Annotated in this window: 11 protein-coding genes; 7 read left to right on the plus strand and 4 right to left on the minus strand. The window is 69.8% G+C overall.

Annotated features, from left to right (window positions below; all coding sequences use genetic code 11):
- Positions 1 to 10: 10 nt before the first annotated feature.
- Together ACZ7L4_RS14315 and ACZ7L4_RS14320 are read right to left on the minus strand one after the other, a co-directional pair.
- Positions 11 to 145 (minus strand): SPW_0924 family protein, encoded by a 135-nt coding sequence (locus ACZ7L4_RS14315; protein ID WP_266720761.1) that lies wholly within the window; start codon positions 143 to 145, stop codon positions 11 to 13.
- A gap of 169 nt (positions 146 to 314) precedes the next feature.
- Positions 315 to 2,015 (minus strand): lytic transglycosylase domain-containing protein, encoded by a 1,701-nt coding sequence (locus ACZ7L4_RS14320; protein ID WP_472102391.1) that lies wholly within the window; start codon positions 2,013 to 2,015, stop codon positions 315 to 317.
- A 180-nt stretch (positions 2,016 to 2,195) separates the two neighbouring features.
- On the opposite strand from ACZ7L4_RS14320, the gene ACZ7L4_RS14325 reads away from it, so the two are divergent.
- Positions 2,196 to 3,071: a DUF4184 family protein gene (locus tag ACZ7L4_RS14325; protein WP_472102393.1), complete on the plus strand. Its 876-nt coding sequence runs from the start codon at positions 2,196 to 2,198 to the stop codon at positions 3,069 to 3,071.
- Positions 3,072 to 3,153: 82 nt separating this feature from the next.
- On the opposite strand, the gene polA is transcribed toward ACZ7L4_RS14325, so the two are convergent.
- Positions 3,154 to 5,823: a DNA polymerase I gene (polA, locus tag ACZ7L4_RS14330; protein ID WP_472104000.1), complete on the minus strand. Its 2,670-nt coding sequence runs from the start codon at positions 5,821 to 5,823 to the stop codon at positions 3,154 to 3,156.
- 257 nt (positions 5,824 to 6,080) lie between these two features.
- Between polA and ACZ7L4_RS14335 the strand changes: the two genes are divergently transcribed.
- Together ACZ7L4_RS14335 and ACZ7L4_RS14340 are read left to right on the plus strand one after the other, a co-directional pair.
- Positions 6,081 to 8,360, plus strand: a complete 2,280-nt coding sequence (locus ACZ7L4_RS14335) for an FdhF/YdeP family oxidoreductase (RefSeq protein WP_472102395.1) — start codon at positions 6,081 to 6,083, stop codon at positions 8,358 to 8,360.
- A gap of 76 nt (positions 8,361 to 8,436) precedes the next feature.
- Complete coding sequence (locus ACZ7L4_RS14340) at positions 8,437 to 8,907, plus strand: hotdog fold thioesterase (RefSeq protein WP_422477911.1); 471 nt, start codon at positions 8,437 to 8,439, stop codon at positions 8,905 to 8,907.
- On the opposite strand, the gene ACZ7L4_RS14345 is transcribed toward ACZ7L4_RS14340, so the two are convergent.
- Positions 8,897 to 10,819, minus strand: a complete 1,923-nt coding sequence (locus ACZ7L4_RS14345) for a Xaa-Pro dipeptidyl-peptidase (protein WP_472102397.1) — start codon at positions 10,817 to 10,819, stop codon at positions 8,897 to 8,899. The genes ACZ7L4_RS14340 and ACZ7L4_RS14345 overlap by 11 nt on opposite strands.
- A 175-nt stretch (positions 10,820 to 10,994) precedes the next feature.
- On the opposite strand from ACZ7L4_RS14345, the gene ACZ7L4_RS14350 reads away from it, so the two are divergent.
- From ACZ7L4_RS14350 to ACZ7L4_RS14365, 4 genes are all read left to right on the plus strand, one after another.
- Complete coding sequence (locus ACZ7L4_RS14350; RefSeq protein ID WP_472102399.1) at positions 10,995 to 11,609, plus strand: hypothetical protein; 615 nt, start codon at positions 10,995 to 10,997, stop codon at positions 11,607 to 11,609.
- A gap of 343 nt (positions 11,610 to 11,952) precedes the next feature.
- Entirely contained in the window at positions 11,953 to 13,191 is a 1,239-nt protein-coding gene (locus ACZ7L4_RS14355) for a branched-chain amino acid ABC transporter substrate-binding protein (protein WP_472102401.1), read from the plus strand.
- Positions 13,192 to 13,326: 135 nt separating this feature from the next.
- Entirely contained in the window at positions 13,327 to 14,256 is a 930-nt protein-coding gene (locus tag ACZ7L4_RS14360) for a branched-chain amino acid ABC transporter permease (RefSeq protein ID WP_472102403.1), read from the plus strand.
- Between the two features lie 5 nt (positions 14,257 to 14,261).
- A complete protein-coding gene (locus ACZ7L4_RS14365) occupies positions 14,262 to 16,058 on the plus strand; it encodes a branched-chain amino acid ABC transporter permease (RefSeq protein WP_472102405.1) in 1,797 nt (598 codons plus the stop codon).
- The last annotated feature ends 5 nt before the right edge of the window (positions 16,059 to 16,063 follow it).

Consider the following 16,063-nt stretch of genomic DNA (forward strand, 5'->3'; position numbering starts at 1 on the left):
GCACGGGCTTCTACGGGTGTTTGGGCACGGAGTGCAGCAGCGGTTTCGGGGACGTCTCGCCGGGTGGGGCACCGACCGCGGTCATGGTGAGGACCAGGGCGAGCGCCGCGGCGAGACCGATCGCCGCGGCGACGAGAGCGCGCATGTCCGACCTCCCTGCAGCCTTGCGGCACACGGAATCTGATGAGGCGTCAGGCCTCTGGGTCGGTGCACCGTAGCAACGCGGAGCGGGAATGAGAACACGTTGTACGGGACGTAGTTGAGCCCCCGACCAAGTGCGGTCGGGGGCTCAACTGCGCGGTGCGCGGGGCGTGTTACGAGGCGGTGGCCGCGGTCACCTTCAGTTCGACGACGATCGTCGCGCCGCCCGTCGTGGTGACGCGCAGCGGGAACGTGCCGGTCGTGTCGTCCGCGTACAGCTTGGGCAGCACGAGGTGTCCGTCGGCGTCGGTCTCCAGGCCCTTGAGGGTGCGGACCGGCTTGCCGTCGGCGTCCTTGAAGTAGGGGCCCTTGTCGGCCTCGGTCGCGTCGTCCTTCGACTTCACGAGGGTGGCGGTCGCGGCGACCTTGTCGGCGGCCGCGCCCTTGTACGTGGCCGCCAGCTCGACGGCCTTGGCGAAGGTGCCGCCCGCCTCGCAGCTCAGCTCGTCCTCGCCGACACGGGTGAGCTCGTCGGCGGCGCGCGCGGTGACGCTCGCCTTGTAGTCGAGGGCCACGGAGCGGCCGACGACCATGGCGCGGACCGTGAACGACCCGGTCTTCTCGCCCGCCTTGAGGGCCGGCGCGGTGGCGGTGCCGGAGCCGCTCGTGGTGACGGTGGCGCTGGTGGCGCCGCCGGAGAACGTGGAGTCGGTGTCACCGACGATGCTGAAACGGATCTTCACGGAGCCGACGCCGGAGCCCGCCGCGTTCTTGGCCTTCACCGCGACCTTGGAGGTGAAGGGGTCGCCCGCCATGGTGCTCAGGCTGCCGGTGCCGGCGTCGGCGAGCTTGGTGACGGACTGGGTGGGGCTGGTGGTCGGCGGCGGGGTGGTCTCGCCGGGGCTCTCCGAGCCGCCACCCGTGTTTCCGCCGGGAGTGGTCGAACCGCCGCCGGACGGGGTCTTCGGCGGGTTCTTCGACGGCTGCTTCGTGGTCGGCGAGTCCGACGGCCGGTCGGAGGCACGGCCGGAGGGGCTCGGCGACGGGCTCGCGCCGCTGCCGCCGCCGCTCGGGTGCTTGGGCAGCACGCCGGTGCCGTCGGGAACCGAGTGCGAGTGCTTGCGGTAGTGCTCCAGCCAGGCCAGGACCTTGGCGAGGTAGTCCGAGGAGTTGTTGTAGCTGAGGATCGCCTTGTTGAGGTCCAAGGCGTTCGACAGGTCGCGGTCGGCGCGGCACAGGTAGTGACCCGCGGCGAGAGCGGCGTCGTAGACGTTGTTCGGGTCCTTCTTGCCGTCGCCGTTGCCGTCGCGGCCCGCCCACTCCCAGGTGGAGGGGATGAACTGCATGGGGCCCACGGCCCGGTCGTGGACCGTGTCGCCGTCGTAGGAGCCGCCGTCGGTGTCGGTGATCTTCGCGAAGCCGTTGCCGTCCAGGGGCGGGCCGGTGATCGCGTGCAGCGTGTTGCCGTCCGCGTCGACGTCACCGCCGTTGGCCTGCCCCGACTCGACCTTGCCGATCGCGGCGAGCAGCTGCCAGTCCAGGTTGCAGCCGGGCTTCGTGGTGCCTATCTCGGCGGCGGCCTTCTTGTACGCGTCGAGGACGGTCGCGGGGATGCCGGAGTCGTCGCCGCCCTTCGCGCCCTTGCCGGGCGAGGCGGTGGGGCTGTCCAGCGGCGGCAGGTCCGTGTAGTAGTCGGGGCCCGACGCCGAGTCCGGCGGGGTGTCTTCCGAGCGGTCCGCCGCGGAATTGCCGCTGTCCCCGTGCGGGGTGGTCACACCGGGTGCCTGGGACGCGGACAGGGCCGCCACCGCCGCGGCGGCGACCGCGGCCGTCATGACTCCCCTGCGCAGTCGCCTGCCGAATACCGCCGCCATACCGCGAGCCCTCCCCTTGTCGCCTGAACCGACCCGCGACGCTCCCCAGCGCGCGGATCCCGCCGACCCTACGACAACTTCCGCCGCACAGACACCCGTTCGCGCCCGGTATTGAACGATTGCGCCGCTACGGATGCCGTACGATTCCACGCTCGCACGTACGGAACATCAGGGGGACACGTGCCGTTCACCATCAGCCACGCGGCGGCCGTGCTGCCCTTCGTGCGGCGGGACGGTGCGGGTCGGGGGCCGCTGGTGCCCGCGCTGCTCGTCGCCGGGTCGTTCGCGCCCGATCTCACGTACTACGCGGCGGACGTGGTGCCGGGAGGCATGGAATTCGGCGCGTTCACGCACTCGTTCGCGGGCGTGTTCACCGTGGATGTGGCGCTCGCGCTCGCGGTGGTGGCCGTGTGGCGGCTGATCCGGGAGCCCCTGCTGGGGCTCGTGCCGGGCCGGGCGCGGGGGCGGCTGGCGGCGCTGCTCCGGCCCCGGCCGCGGGCGGGGTGGTGGCCGCTGTGGTGGTACGTGTCGGCGGCGGTCGGCGCCACCACGCACGTCGTGTGGGACGCCTTCACGCACCCGGACCGCTGGGGCATCCGGCTCTTCCCGGTCCTCGGCGAGACGTTCGCGGGCTCCCCGTTGTACTGGTACGCCCAGTACGCCGGTTCGGCCGCCGCACTCGCGGTCCTCGCCGGGTACGCGTGGTGGGCGCTGCGGGCCGCTGTCCCAGCCCCGGCGCCGCCCACCGGGGAGCCGTGGCTCGGCTGGCTCCTGATCACGTCCTGCGCCTGCGCCGCGGCCACGCTACGGGTGACGCGCTGGCTGTCGTACGTGAACGGGGCCGGCCTCACGTGGCAACCGTGGGAGATCGTCCCGGCTTTGTGCTTCGGCGCGGGGGCAGGTGTGGTGGTGGGGGTGGTGCTGTACGCGTTGGTGCCCCAATCACGCGCTCCCCGGCCCTCGCGAACGGAAGCGACCACTTCAGCACCGCCGACGAGCGAGGCCACTTCAGCCCCACCGACGAGTGAGGCCAATTCAAGCCCCGCCGGCGATTGAGGCGCGGGGCCCGGGGCAGAGCCCCGCGACGTAGGCCCGGCGCAGGCCGCGACGACGCGATCCGCACCCGACCGACCAGCCCCTAGTGGGCCGCGGACTCCCAGTCCGCGCCAAGCCCCACCGACACATCCAGCGGAGCGCGAAGCGCAACCGCCCCGGCCATCTCCCGCCGCACCAGCTCCTCCGCCGCCGCGGCCTCCCCCGGCGCGATCTCCAGCACGACTTCGTCGTGCACCTGGAGCAGCATCCGGGACTTGAGCTTCGCCTCGGTGAGCGCCTTGTCGACGTTCAGCATCGCGATCTTCACGATGTCGGCCGCCGTGCCCTGGATCGGCGCGTTGAGCGCCATCCGCTCGGCCATCTCGCGGCGCTGCCGGTTGTCCGAGTTCAGGTCCGGCAGGTACCGGCGGCGCCCCAGCATCGTCTCCGTGTACCCCGTGGCGCGCGCCTCGTCGACGGCCCGCCGCAGGTAGTCCCGTACGCCGCCGAACCGCTCGAAGTACGTGTCCATCAGGCCGCGCGCCTCGCCCGGGTCGATGCCCAGCTGGCCGGAGAGGCCGAAGGCGGAGAGGCCGTACGCGAGCCCGTACGACATCGCCTTGATCTTGCGGCGCATCTCCGCGTCGACCGCGTCCCGCTCCACGCCGAAGACCTGGGAGGCCACGGTGGTGTGCAGGTCCTCGCCGGAGTTGAACGCCTCCAGGAGGCCCTCGTCCTCCGACAGGTGCGCCATCACGCGCAGTTCGATCTGGCTGTAGTCGGCCGTCATCAGCGACTCGTAGCCCTCGCCCACCACGAACCCGCGCCGGATGGCACGGCCCTCGTCCGTGCGCACCGGAATGTTCTGCAGGTTCGGGTCCGTGGACGACAGTCGGCCTGTCGCCGCCACCGTCTGGTTGAACGTGGTGTGGATGCGGCCGTCCGCCGCGATCGTCTTGATCAGGCCCTCGACGGTGACGCGGAGCTTGGCCTGCTCACGGTGGCGCAGCATGATCACGGGGAGTTCGTGGTCGGTCTGCGTGGCCAGCCAGGCGAGCGCGTCGGCGTCGGTGGTGTAACCGGTCTTGGTCTTCTTCGTCTTCGGGAGGTCGAGTTCCTCGAAGAAGACGGCCTGGAGCTGCTTCGGGGAGCCGAGGTTGAACTCGTGCCCCACCGCGTCGTGCGCCTCCTTCACCGCCTGCTGCACGGCGCCCGCGAACATCTGCTCCATCGACTCCAGGTGGGCGCGGTCGGCGGCGATGCCGTGCCGCTCCAGGCGCGCGAGGAGCGTGGACGTGGGCAGCTCGATGTCGGTGAGCAGATCGGCCGCGCCGACCTCCTTGAGGCGCTCGCCGAAGGCCTCGCCGAGGTCGAGGATCGCGCGGGCCTGCACCATGAGCGCGTCGGCCTCGGCCTGGTCGTCCTCGTCGGTACCGAAGGCGAGCTGGCCGTCGGCCGCGCCGGCCGGGGCGAGCTCGCGGCCCAGGTACTCGAGGGACAGCGCGTCGAGCGCGAAGGAGCGGCGGCCGGGCTTGACCAGGTACGCGGCGAGCGCCGTGTCCATGGTGATGCCCTCGACGCTCCAGCCGTGCTCGGCGAAGACCCGCATCACGCTCTTGGCGTTGTGCAGCACCTTCGGCTTCTTCGCGTCGGCGAGCCAGGCGGCGAACGCCTTCTCGTCGGCCTCGTCGAGCGTCGACGGGTCGAACCAGGCGGCCTCTCCCCCGGCGGCGGCCAGCGCGATCTCGGTGACCGAGCCGGTGCCCAGTGTCCAGGTGTCGACGGTCGCCATGCCGAGGACCGCCTTGCCGTGCTCGGCCAGCCACGGCGCGAGCTCGCCCGTGGCAAGCACCGTCCCGTCGAGCTCGACGCCCGGCTCGGCCGGGGTCTCCTCGGCCTCCTCGGCGCCCGGGTCGACGGCGAACAGGCGCTCGCGCAGCGACGGGTTACGGATCTCCAGCGTGTCCAGGATCATCGCGATCGCTGTCCGGTCGTACGCCTCACGCCCCAGGTCGGCGACGGTCTTCGGCAGCTCGACGTCGCGCACCATCTCGGTCAGCCGCCGGTTCAGCTTCACGGCCTCGATGTGGTCCCGGAAGTTCTGCCCCGCCTTGCCCTTGACCTCCTCGGCGCGCTCGACCAGCTCCGCGAACGAACCGAACTGGTTGATCCACTTCGCGGCCGTCTTCTCACCGACCCCGGGGATGCCCGGCAGGTTGTCCGAGGGGTCGCCGCGCAGCGCCGCGAAGTCGGGGTACTGGGCCGGGGTGAGCCCGTACTTCTCCTCGACCTTCTGAGGTGTGAACCGCGTCAGCTCGGAGACGCCCTTGGTGGGGTACAGCACCGTCACGTTCTCGGAGACGAGCTGGAACGAGTCGCGGTCGCCGGTGACGATGAGGACCTCGAAGCCCGCCGCCTCGGCCTGCGTGGCGAGCGTGGCGATCACGTCGTCGGCCTCGAAGCCGTCGACCGCGAAGCGCGGCGTGTGCATCGCGTCGAGGAGCTCGCCGATCAGCTCGACCTGGCCCTTGAACTCGTCCGGGGTCTTCGACCGGTTCGCCTTGTACTCGGTGAACTCCTCGGAGCGCCACGTCTTGCGCGACACGTCGAACGCCACCGCGAAGTGCGTCGGCTCCTCGTCGCGCAGCGTGTTCGCCAGCATCGACGCGAACCCGTAGATCGCGTTCGTCGGCTGGCCCGTCGCCGTCGTGAAGTTCTCCGCGGGCAGTGCGAAGAACGCCCGGTACGCCAGCGAGTGCCCGTCCATGAGCATCAGGCGGGGACGCCCGCCCGAGCTGCCGTCTGCCGCCTTCGCCACCGGATCCACCGTCTTCTGCGTCGTCTTCGCTGCTGCTTTCTCTGCCACGCCCACGATCCTGCCACGCCCCACTGACAGCGCGGCCCACCTCCCACCGGAGCGGGCGTTGTCGGACCCCCGTGCGAAGATCGGAGACGTAGCTCACAGCGCTGCTCGGCAGGACGCGCAGCAGCACCGCAGGACCGCAGGACCGCTCAAAGGGGAGCCGAACGATGGCAAGCAAGCCGCCCGCATCCGACCCGGTACAGGACGCGCCGCAGGTCGCGGCGCCGCAGCACCATGCCGCCGGGCTCCCCGCCGTGAAGCACTCCCTCAAGATGGCCCGCGAGCAGATGGGCGTGAAGCGGACCGCTCTGACGCTGCTTCGCGTCAACCAGAAGGACGGCTTCGACTGCCCCGGCTGCGCCTGGCCGGAGCCGGAGCACCGGCACGCGGCGGAGTTCTGTGAGAACGGGGCGAAGGCGGTCGCCGAGGAGGCCACCCTGCGCCGGGTGACGCCGGAGTTCTTCGCCGCGCACCCGGTCACCGACCTCGCCACGCGCTCCGGGTACTGGCTGGGCCAGCAGGGCCGCCTCACCCACCCCATGTTTCTGGCCGAGGGCGCCTCGCACTACGAGCCCGTCACGTGGGAGCGCGCCTTCGACCTGATCGCGGAGGACCTCGAAGCCCTCTCCTCCCCCGACGAGGCCGTCTTCTACACGTCGGGGCGCACCAGCAACGAGGCGGCGTTCCTCTACCAGTTGTTCGCCCGCGAGTTCGGCACCAACAACCTGCCGGACTGTTCGAACATGTGCCACGAGTCGTCCGGCTCGGCCCTGACCGAGACCATCGGGATCGGCAAGGGCAGCGTCCTCCTGGAGGACCTCTACAAGTCGGACCTGATCATCGTCGCCGGGCAGAACCCGGGCACGAACCACCCGCGCATGCTGTCCGCCCTGGAGAAGGCGAAGGCGGGCGGCGCGAAGATCATCTCCATCAACCCGCTGCCGGAGGCGGGCCTGGAGAAGTTCAAGAACCCGCAGACCCCGAAGGGCCTCACCAAGGGCGCCGCGCTCAACGATCTGTTCCTGCAGATCCGCCTCGGCGGCGACCAGGCCCTCTTCCGCCTCCTCAACAAGCTGATCCTCGGTACGGAGGGCGCCACCGACGACGCCTTCATCGCCGAGCACACGCACGGTTACGAGGAGTTCGCGAAGGCCGCCCGGGACGCCGACTGGGACGAGACGCTCGCGGCGACCGGCCTGTCCCGCGCCGACATCGAGCGCGCCCTGGAGCTGGTCCTCGCCTCCAAGCGCACCGTCGTGTGCTGGGCCATGGGCCTCACGCAGCACAAGCACTCCGTGCCGACGATCCGCGAAGTGGTCAACTTCCTGCTGCTGCGCGGCAACATCGGCCGCCCGGGCGCGGGCGTGTGCCCGGTGCGCGGCCACTCGAACGTGCAGGGCGACCGCACCATGGGCATCTTCGAGCGCCCCGCCCCCGCGTTCCTCGACGCCCTGGAGAAGGAGTTCGGCTTCGCCCCGCCGCGCGAGCACGGCTTCGACGTCGTACGCGCCATCCGGGCCCTGCGCGACGGGCAGGCGAAGGTCTTCTTCGCCATGGGCGGCAACTTCGTCTCGGCCTCCCCCGACACGGAGGTCACCGAGTCGGCCATGCGCCGCGCCCGCCTCACCGTGCACGTCTCCACGAAGCTGAACCGCTCGCACACCGTCACGGGCGCCCGCGCGCTGATCCTGCCGACCCTCGGCCGCACCGAGCGCGACCTCCAGGGCGGCGGCGAGCAGTTCGTGACCGTCGAGGACTCCATGGGCATGGTGCACGCCTCGCGCGGCCGCCTCGACCCGGCGAGCCGGCACCTGCTGTCCGAGCCGGCCATCGTCGCCCGCCTCGCCCGCCGCGTCCTCGGCCCCGAATCCCTCACGCCCTGGGAGGAGTTCGAGAAGGACTACGCGACGATCCGCGACCGCATCGCGCGCGTAGTGCCCGGTTTCGAGGACTTCAACGAGAAGGTCGCCGACCCGTCCGGTTTCGCGCTCCCGCACGCCCCGCGCGACGAGCGCCGCTTCCCCACCACCACCGGCAAGGCCAACTTCACGGCCGCGCCCGTCGAGTACCCGCGCGTGCCCGAGGGCCGCCTGCTGCTCCAGACGCTGCGCTCGCACGACCAGTACAACACCACGATCTACGGCCTGGACGACCGCTACCGCGGGATCAGGAACGGCCGCCGGGTCGTCCTCGTCAACGCCGACGACGCCAAGGACCTCGACCTCGCCGAGGGCTCCTACGTGGACCTCGTGAGCGAGTGGGAGGACGGCGTCGAGCGGCGCGCGCCCGGCTTCCGCGTCGTGCACTACCCGACGGCCCGCGGCTGCGCGGCCGCCTACTACCCGGAGACGAACGTGCTGGTGCCGCTGGACGCCACCGCGGACACCAGCAACACACCCGCCAGCAAGTCCGTCGTGGTCCGCCTGGAACAATCCAGGACCGACTGAGCGTTTGCTCAGCCACGTAGACGACTCACGTCACGCAGACGACTCGAGCACAGCACGACGAACGGAGCCGGGCGCCATGGGCGAGCAGAACCACACGCAGTTCCCGCAAGAGGTCATCGACGAGTACGCCGCACTCGGCATCGACCTCGTCGCCCTGTTCTCCGCAGGCCACCTCGGCACGCGCATGGGCATCGACGTCAAGGAGGCCTCGGCGGAGCGCGTCGTCGGCACCATGCCCGTCGAGGGCAACACCCAGCCCTACGGGCTGCTGCACGGCGGCGCCTCCGCCGTCCTCGCCGAGACCCTCGGCTCCGTCGGCGCGATGCTGCACGGCGGCAGCGGCAAGATCGCCGTCGGCGTCGACCTGAACTGCACGCACCACCGCGGCGCCCGCTCCGGCCTCGTCACCGGCGTCGCGACCCCGCTGCACCGCGGCCGCTCCACGGCGACGTACGAGATCGTGATCACCGACGAGCAGGACAGGCGGGTCTGCTCGGCCCGCCTGACCTGCATGCTCAAGGAAGCGCCGAACGCTCCTACGGCGTAGGCGCCACCGGCAGCGTCACCGAGCTGTCCCCGGCGCGCACGGTCATTTTCGTGCCCGCCGGGTAGCGCAGCGTGTAGTCGTAATCGGTGGAGATCAGGACGACGCCGAGCCGGTGCCCCGCCTTGAAGACGTAGTCCTCGGGCTGCATGTCCCACTTCAGCCGGTACTCGCGGCCCTCGACGACCTTGGACTGCCGCTCGTACGACGTCCGGTTGCGGGCATCCAGCCAGCCCCGCGTCACGATCTTGAAGTCGGCGGTCTCCGTGCGGTGCTTCGTGCGGTACGCGCAGCCCGTCTCACCGGCGAGCCCCGGCACGCCCTGGCCGTAGCAGACCTGCTGCGAGGTGTCGGTGACCGTGCCCGATGTCGCCCGGGCGTCCCGCCCGTAGTCGACGAGCAGCGCCGTCACGTACGGCGACGTCCCCGCCAGCGAGGCCCGCACATCGACCTCGGGCACACCGTTGAGCCGGACGTCCTTGGCGAGCGTGCCCGTCGTGTACGCGAGCCGGTTCGGGTTCGCGTCGTCCGGTGACGTGACGAGCTTCTCCGCGGCGACGGTGCGGCCCGCGTCGGTCAGCGACTGCACGCGCTTCGGGCCCGCCTTGCTCCCCAGCGCCCCGTCGGCGCGCATCCGCAGCGTCGTCGAACGCGTACCGGCCGCCGGCCAGTCGCTCTGCCGCTTCCAGCTGAAGTCGGCCTGTTCGACGTCAACTTGAGGCTCCTTCGTCACGCCGTTGTCGATGCCGTACAGATAGTGGTCGAACCAGTGGTGGACCTGGCTCAGCCACTCCTCCATGCGCAGCGGCATCGGATTGGCGTGCCCGGCCTGGTGCAGCCACAGCTTGCGCGGCACATGGTTCTTCTTCAGCGCCTCCCACAGCTGACCGGCGTTCTTCGTCTTCACGTTCCAGTCGTTGAGGCCGTGCACGACGAACGTCGCCGCCTTGATCCGGCCCGCGTCCTTCAGATAGTCGCGCTCCTGCCAGTACGGCGACCAGTCACCGGTCACCCGGTCCTGATCACGCTCCAGCGCGTCGAGCACCGGCTTGCAGATCTCCCGGTCGGCCCGCGAGTACACGTACCGGGCGAGCACATCGGTGTCCTCGCCCTGGAACGTGCCGGGCGCCACGACACCGCCGTTCGCGCGGTAGTAGTCGTACCAGGAGGAGATCCCGGAGATCGGCACGATCGCCTTCAGACCCGCAACTCCCGTACTGGCCACAGCAGTCGGCAGCGTGCCGTTGTAGGAGATGCCCATCATCGCGGAATCACCGGTCGACCAGTCGGCACGGACCGGTTCGCCGTCGGTGTCCCAGCCCTTGGCCCGGCCGTTCAGCCAGTCGATCGCCGCCTTCGCACCGAGCATCTCATTGCGGCCGCCCGAGGTCGGACAGCCGGTGGAGCCGCCCGTACCGAGACTGTCGACCTCGGCCACGGCATAGCCGCGCGGCAGGAAGTAGTTGTCGTAGTACCCGCCGTACGCCACGGCAGGACCCGCCAACCCGGCCTTCCCCGGCTCCTGTTGGAACTTTCCGCCGGACTCCGGAAGCCCGTCCTCGTCCAGGTCGACGACATGGTTCGGGACATCGTTGCCACCCGCCCAGTACGGACTGGCCTCGACGATCGTGGCGACCTTCAGGCCCGCCGTGTCCGTCTCCTTGGGCCGCAGGATCCGCATGCGCACCGTGTCGCGCTTCCCGTCACCGTCACTGTCGACCGCCGTCTGCACGTCGACCTTCTGCAGCACCGCGTCCGCACGCGAGAAGACGGGCTGCGTCTCACGGTCGGCGACCTTCAACTCCGCGCGACCGCCTTCGGGGTGCGCCGCGTACGCGGACGGGGCGGCCAGCGTCGCCAGCAGCGCGCACACCACGGTCGTACCGATACGTCTCTTGCCGGTGGATCTCGCCATCGTGCCTCCAAGGGCGCTTCGGGAGTTCACTCACGGGACGGGAGGTGACGTCAGGTATTCCACCGCGCCACGCTCCGCCCGACCAGAGGGCCTCACCAACTCCCGCCACCGGCAGCCAACCCCCGCATCACGCACCGGCATTGGCGGAGCGCCGCCCTCCGCCCTACCGTCGAGCATGACCGGCATCGGGCCCGTCGAGCCGCACGAACCGGCGGCCGACAGCCACCCCCTCACGCCGCACCCCACCGACGTCGTCGGCGCCGACTCCCCACGCCCGTACGAACGTTGGACCGCGCTGCCCCCACGCACACGCCGCCTCCTCCTCGCCGGAATCGTCGCCGCGGCCGCCGTCACGGGCACCCTCCTGCTGCCCCGCCCCGAACCACCCACCCCGGCGCCACCCGACCCCTGGCCCGCCCAGGTCACCCACCTGAAGTACGAAGGAACACGCGGCGACACCTTCCGATTCACCGTGCGCGTCGACCACGGAGGAACCGTGACGATCAGTCACATACGGGCGGGCGACCCCCGCTTGACCCTCACCACCACACCACGCCCGCCCATCGAGGCCGCCCCGGGCTCCCGCCGCGCCTTCACCGTACGGATCGACGTACACGACTGCGCCGCCCTGCCCCGCGCCCTCGACATGACCTACCTGGACCTCACACTCACCAACCGGCGCGCCAGGGAACTGCACAGCTTCATCTTCGTCGACCGCTACCCGCACGACCTGCTCACCCTGCTGCGCGCCCGCTGCGAAGAACCCCGCGCCGAACTCACACAGCGGTAACACTCGGTTACCTCTGCCGCAACGAAGCAATGCGAACGTCGCACCGCGTAGCCCTGCCGACGCACACGGGGCGTGTCCGAGCGAATCGATCTTGAGAACACCCCGTTCCACTACGGGACTTGAGGTGATCTTGGTCCGCCCCACCCGAGCGGCACACCCCGGCATAACAAGAACGTCACAGCCTCTTCCGCACCCACGCTCCACCCCGCCACCTGCGCTTATAGTCACGGCCAGTCACCGCGCCGCCGGGCGCTCCACTTGCACGGCCCCTGTACCACTCCGTACGGCCCGGCGAGACACACGGCCCCTGGACCAGGGGACCGCGCCAGGGAGAGGAATGATCGTGCGACACCGTTCTTTGCTCATACTCACTTCCGTGCTCACCACCGGAGCACTCACACTCACCGCCTGCGGATCGCGCGACGACGACAACAAGTCCGGAGGCGGCAAGAAGACCACCGTGGTCATCGGCGTCGACGCCCCGCTCAGCGGCGACCTCTCGGCCATCGGCATCGGCATCAAGAACTCCGTCGACCTGGCCGCGAAGATCGCCAACAAGAACAACGAAGTCAACGGCGTCACCTTCAAGACCCAGCCCCTCGACGACGTCGCCAACCCCTCCACCGGCGGACAGAACGCCACCAAACTCGTCGGCCAGGACGACGTCCTCGGCGTCGTCGGCCCCCTGAACTCCAGCGTCGCCCAGTCGATGCAGAAGACCTTCGCCTCCGCGAACCTCGTCCAGGTCTCGCCCGCGAACACCGCCCCCGAACTCACCCAGGGCGCCAAGTACGCGACCGCGAAGTCCCGCCAGTTCGACACGTACTTCCGCACCGCCACCACCGACGCGCTCCAGGGCCCCTACGCCGCCCAATACGCGTACAACACCCTGAAGCTGAAGACCGTCTACTCCGTCGACGACAAGAAGACCTACGGAGCGGGCCTCGCCCGCACCTTCCGCCAGGAATTCACCAAGCTCGGCGGCAAGGTCCTCGCCACCGACCACATCAACCCCGACGACCGCGACTTCGGCGCGATCGCCACCAAGATCAAGAACTCCAAGGCCGACTTCGTCTACTACGGCGGCGAATACCCGGCCGGCGCCCCCCTCTCCAAGCAGATCAAGGACGCCGGAGCCAAGATCCCCGTCGTCGGCGGCGACGCCCTGCAGAGCCTCGACTACGTCAAGCTCGCCGGCAAGAACGCCGAAGGCGACTTCGCCACCTCCGTCGGCGCCCCGCCCGAGAAGCTGGACACCGCCAAGAAGTTCATCGCCGACTACAAGGCCGGCGGCTACAAGGAGCCCTACGAGACCTACGGCGCCCTCTCCTACGACGCCGCCTGGGTCATCATCCAGGCCGTCAAGCAGGTCATGTCCGACAACGACGGCAAGCTTCCCAGCGACCCCAAGGAAGCCCGCAAGAAGATCACCGAAGCCACCCAGAAGGTCTCCTTCAACGGCGTCACCGGCCAGGTCTCCTTCGACAAGTACGGCGACACCACCAACCGCACCCTGACCGTCTACCAGGTCAAGAGCGGCAAGCACACCCCGGTCAAGACCGGCGAGCTGGAAGCCCAGTAACACCCGGGGAGCACCGGCACCCCGGCCACTCCCCCAGCACAGTCAGCTCAGCCAACACAGCACCGAGCGCGGGGGGCGACCACCAACAGCCCCCCGCGCACCCGTACTTGACACCACACCCACGGAGGCCCAGCGGTGCACGATCTGCCGCAACAGCTGGTCAACGGCCTGATCCTCGGAGCCCTGTACGGCCTCATAGCCGTCGGCTACACCATGGTCTACGGCATCATCCAGCTCATCAACTTCGCCCACGGCGAGATATACATGATCGGCGGCTTCGGAGCCCTCACCATGTGGCTCTGGCTCCCCGGCGGAACATCCCTCGCCATCGCCCTGCCCCTCATGCTCCTGATGGGCATCACCTGCTCCGTCCTCATCGCCGTCGGCGCGGAACGTTTCGCCTACCGCCCACTCAGAAACGCCCCCCGCCTCGCACCCCTCATCACCGCCATCGGCCTCTCCATCGCCCTCCAGCAAGCGATCTGGGCCTTCTACCCCGACGCCAAGGCCGACCGCACCTTCCCCCAGTTCGAAGGCGGCCCCATCGACCTCGGCGCCTTCAACCTCCAACGCGGCGACATCTTCCTCATCATCGCCGCCCCCATCTGCATGGCCGCCCTCGCCTTCTTCGTCGCCAAGACCCGCACCGGCCGCGCCATGCAAGCCACCTCCCAAGACCCCGACACCGCCAAGCTCATGGGCATCAACACCGACCGCATCGTCGTCACCGCCTTCGCCATCGGCGGCGCCTTCGCAGCAGTCGCAGCCATGGCCTACGGCCTCAAATACGGCCAAGTCGGCTTCAAAATGGGCTTCATCGCCGGCCTCAAAGCCTTCACCGCAGCCGTACTCGGCGGCATCGGCAACATCTACGGCGCCATGATCGGCGGCCTCGCCCTCGGCCTCGCCGAAGCCCTCGCCACCGCCTACATCCAGGACATCCCCGGCATGGAACTCCTCGGCGGCGGAGCCTGGAAGGACGTCTGGGCCTTCGTCGTCCTCATCCTCGTCCTCCTCCTGCGCCCCCAAGGCCTACTCGGCGAACGCGTCGCGGACAGGGCGTGATCACCATGACGACGACCACCACCACGGACGCCATGAAGACCGCCACCCTCCCCCTCCCCGAGAAGGCCGCCCGCTACGGCACCGCCGCAGCCGCCCTCCTCACCCTCGCCAGCACCTTCCTCGCCTGGACCTGGACCGACGAATTCCCCGGCGACCTCACCGTCACCGGCTACCCCGGCGGACTCCAGGTCCTCACCCTCGCCGGCGCACTCCTCACCCTGCTCCTCACCCTCTCCGGACTCGGCACCCGCGGCCTCCAATGGCTCACCCCCGCCGGCACCACCGCACCCACCCTCCTCTTCGCCCTCGGCACCCTCGGCACCACCGGCTTCACCATGGGCGCCATCTCCGCGAAACTCGGCGGCACCGCCAACCTCGAACCCGGAGCCTGGATCGCCGGCATCGCCGCGCTCCTCACCACCGTGTTCGCCCTCGGCCTCCCCGCCGACGTCCCCAACCCCGAAGCCACCAACCCCTGGACCCGCTTCCGGGCCGCACTCAAAGCCCCACCCGCACGCCCCAGCACCGTCACACTCCCCGCCTGGGCCGAAATCCTCCTCATCGCCGTCTCCTTCGGCCTCGCCCTCTACGTCTTCACGTACGGCATCGACACCGAATACGGCGAACTCTTCATCGGCTACCTCATCCTCGTCGCCTTCGGCGCCGCCGCCCTCTCCAAATCCGGGCTCCTCAGCCGCATCACCGGCCTCACCAACAAACACCGCAACATCAGCCTCACCGCCGCCTTCGTCGCCGCGGCCGCCTTCCCCTTCACCCAGACCAACGACACCTACACCAACGTCGCCGCCAACATCCTCGTCTTCGCCACCGTCGCCCTCGGCCTCAACGTCGTCGTCGGCCTCGCAGGACTCCTCGACCTCGGCTACGTCGCCTTCCTCGGCGTCGGCGCCTACGCCGCGGCCCTCGTCTCCGGCAGCCCCGACTCCACCATCGGCGTCCACTTCCCCTTCTGGGCAGCCGTACTGACCGGCGCCGCCGCCTCACTCGTCTTCGGCGTCGCCATCGGCGCCCCCACCCTGCGGCTGCGCGGCGACTACCTCGCCATCGTCACCCTGGGCTTCGGCGAGATCTTCCGCATCACCATGAACAACCTCGACGGCGACTCAGGACCCGACGTCACCAACGGCCCCAACGGCATCCCCAACATCCCCGACCTCAAAATCTTCGGATTCGACCTCGGGGAAACCCACACCGTTCTCGGCGTCGACCTCGGCCGCTTCGCCAACTACTACCTGCTGATGCTCTTCTTCACGATCATCGTCGTGACCGTCTTCCGCCGCGCCGGCGCCAGCCGCATCGGCCGCGCCTGGGTCGCCATCCGCGAAGACGAAACAGCCGCCCGCGCCATGGGCATCAACGCCTTCCGCCTCAAACTCCTCGCCTTCGCCCTCGGCGCATCACTGGCAGGCATGGCCGGCTCCGTACAGGCCCACGTCCAGTACTCGGTCACCCCCGACCAGTACAAATTCGTCGAGAACGCCCCACCCAACTCGGCGTTCCTGCTCGCGGCCGTCATCCTCGGCGGCATGGGAACGGTCAGCGGACCATTGATCGGCGCGGCCCTCCTGTACTTGATCCCCGCCAAACTCCAATTCATCGGCGACTACCAACTCCTCCTCTTCGGCATCGCACTCATCCTCCTCATGCGCTTCCGCCCCGAAGGACTCGTCGCCGACCGCCGCAAGCAACTCGAATTCCACGACACCGGCCAACTCGACATCCCCGAACAAACGAGCCTGCCCGGCACCGCCACCACGGCACCCACCAAGGCAGGAGCGTGACCACC

This window comes from Streptomyces sp. NPDC107575 (assembly GCF_055657265.1).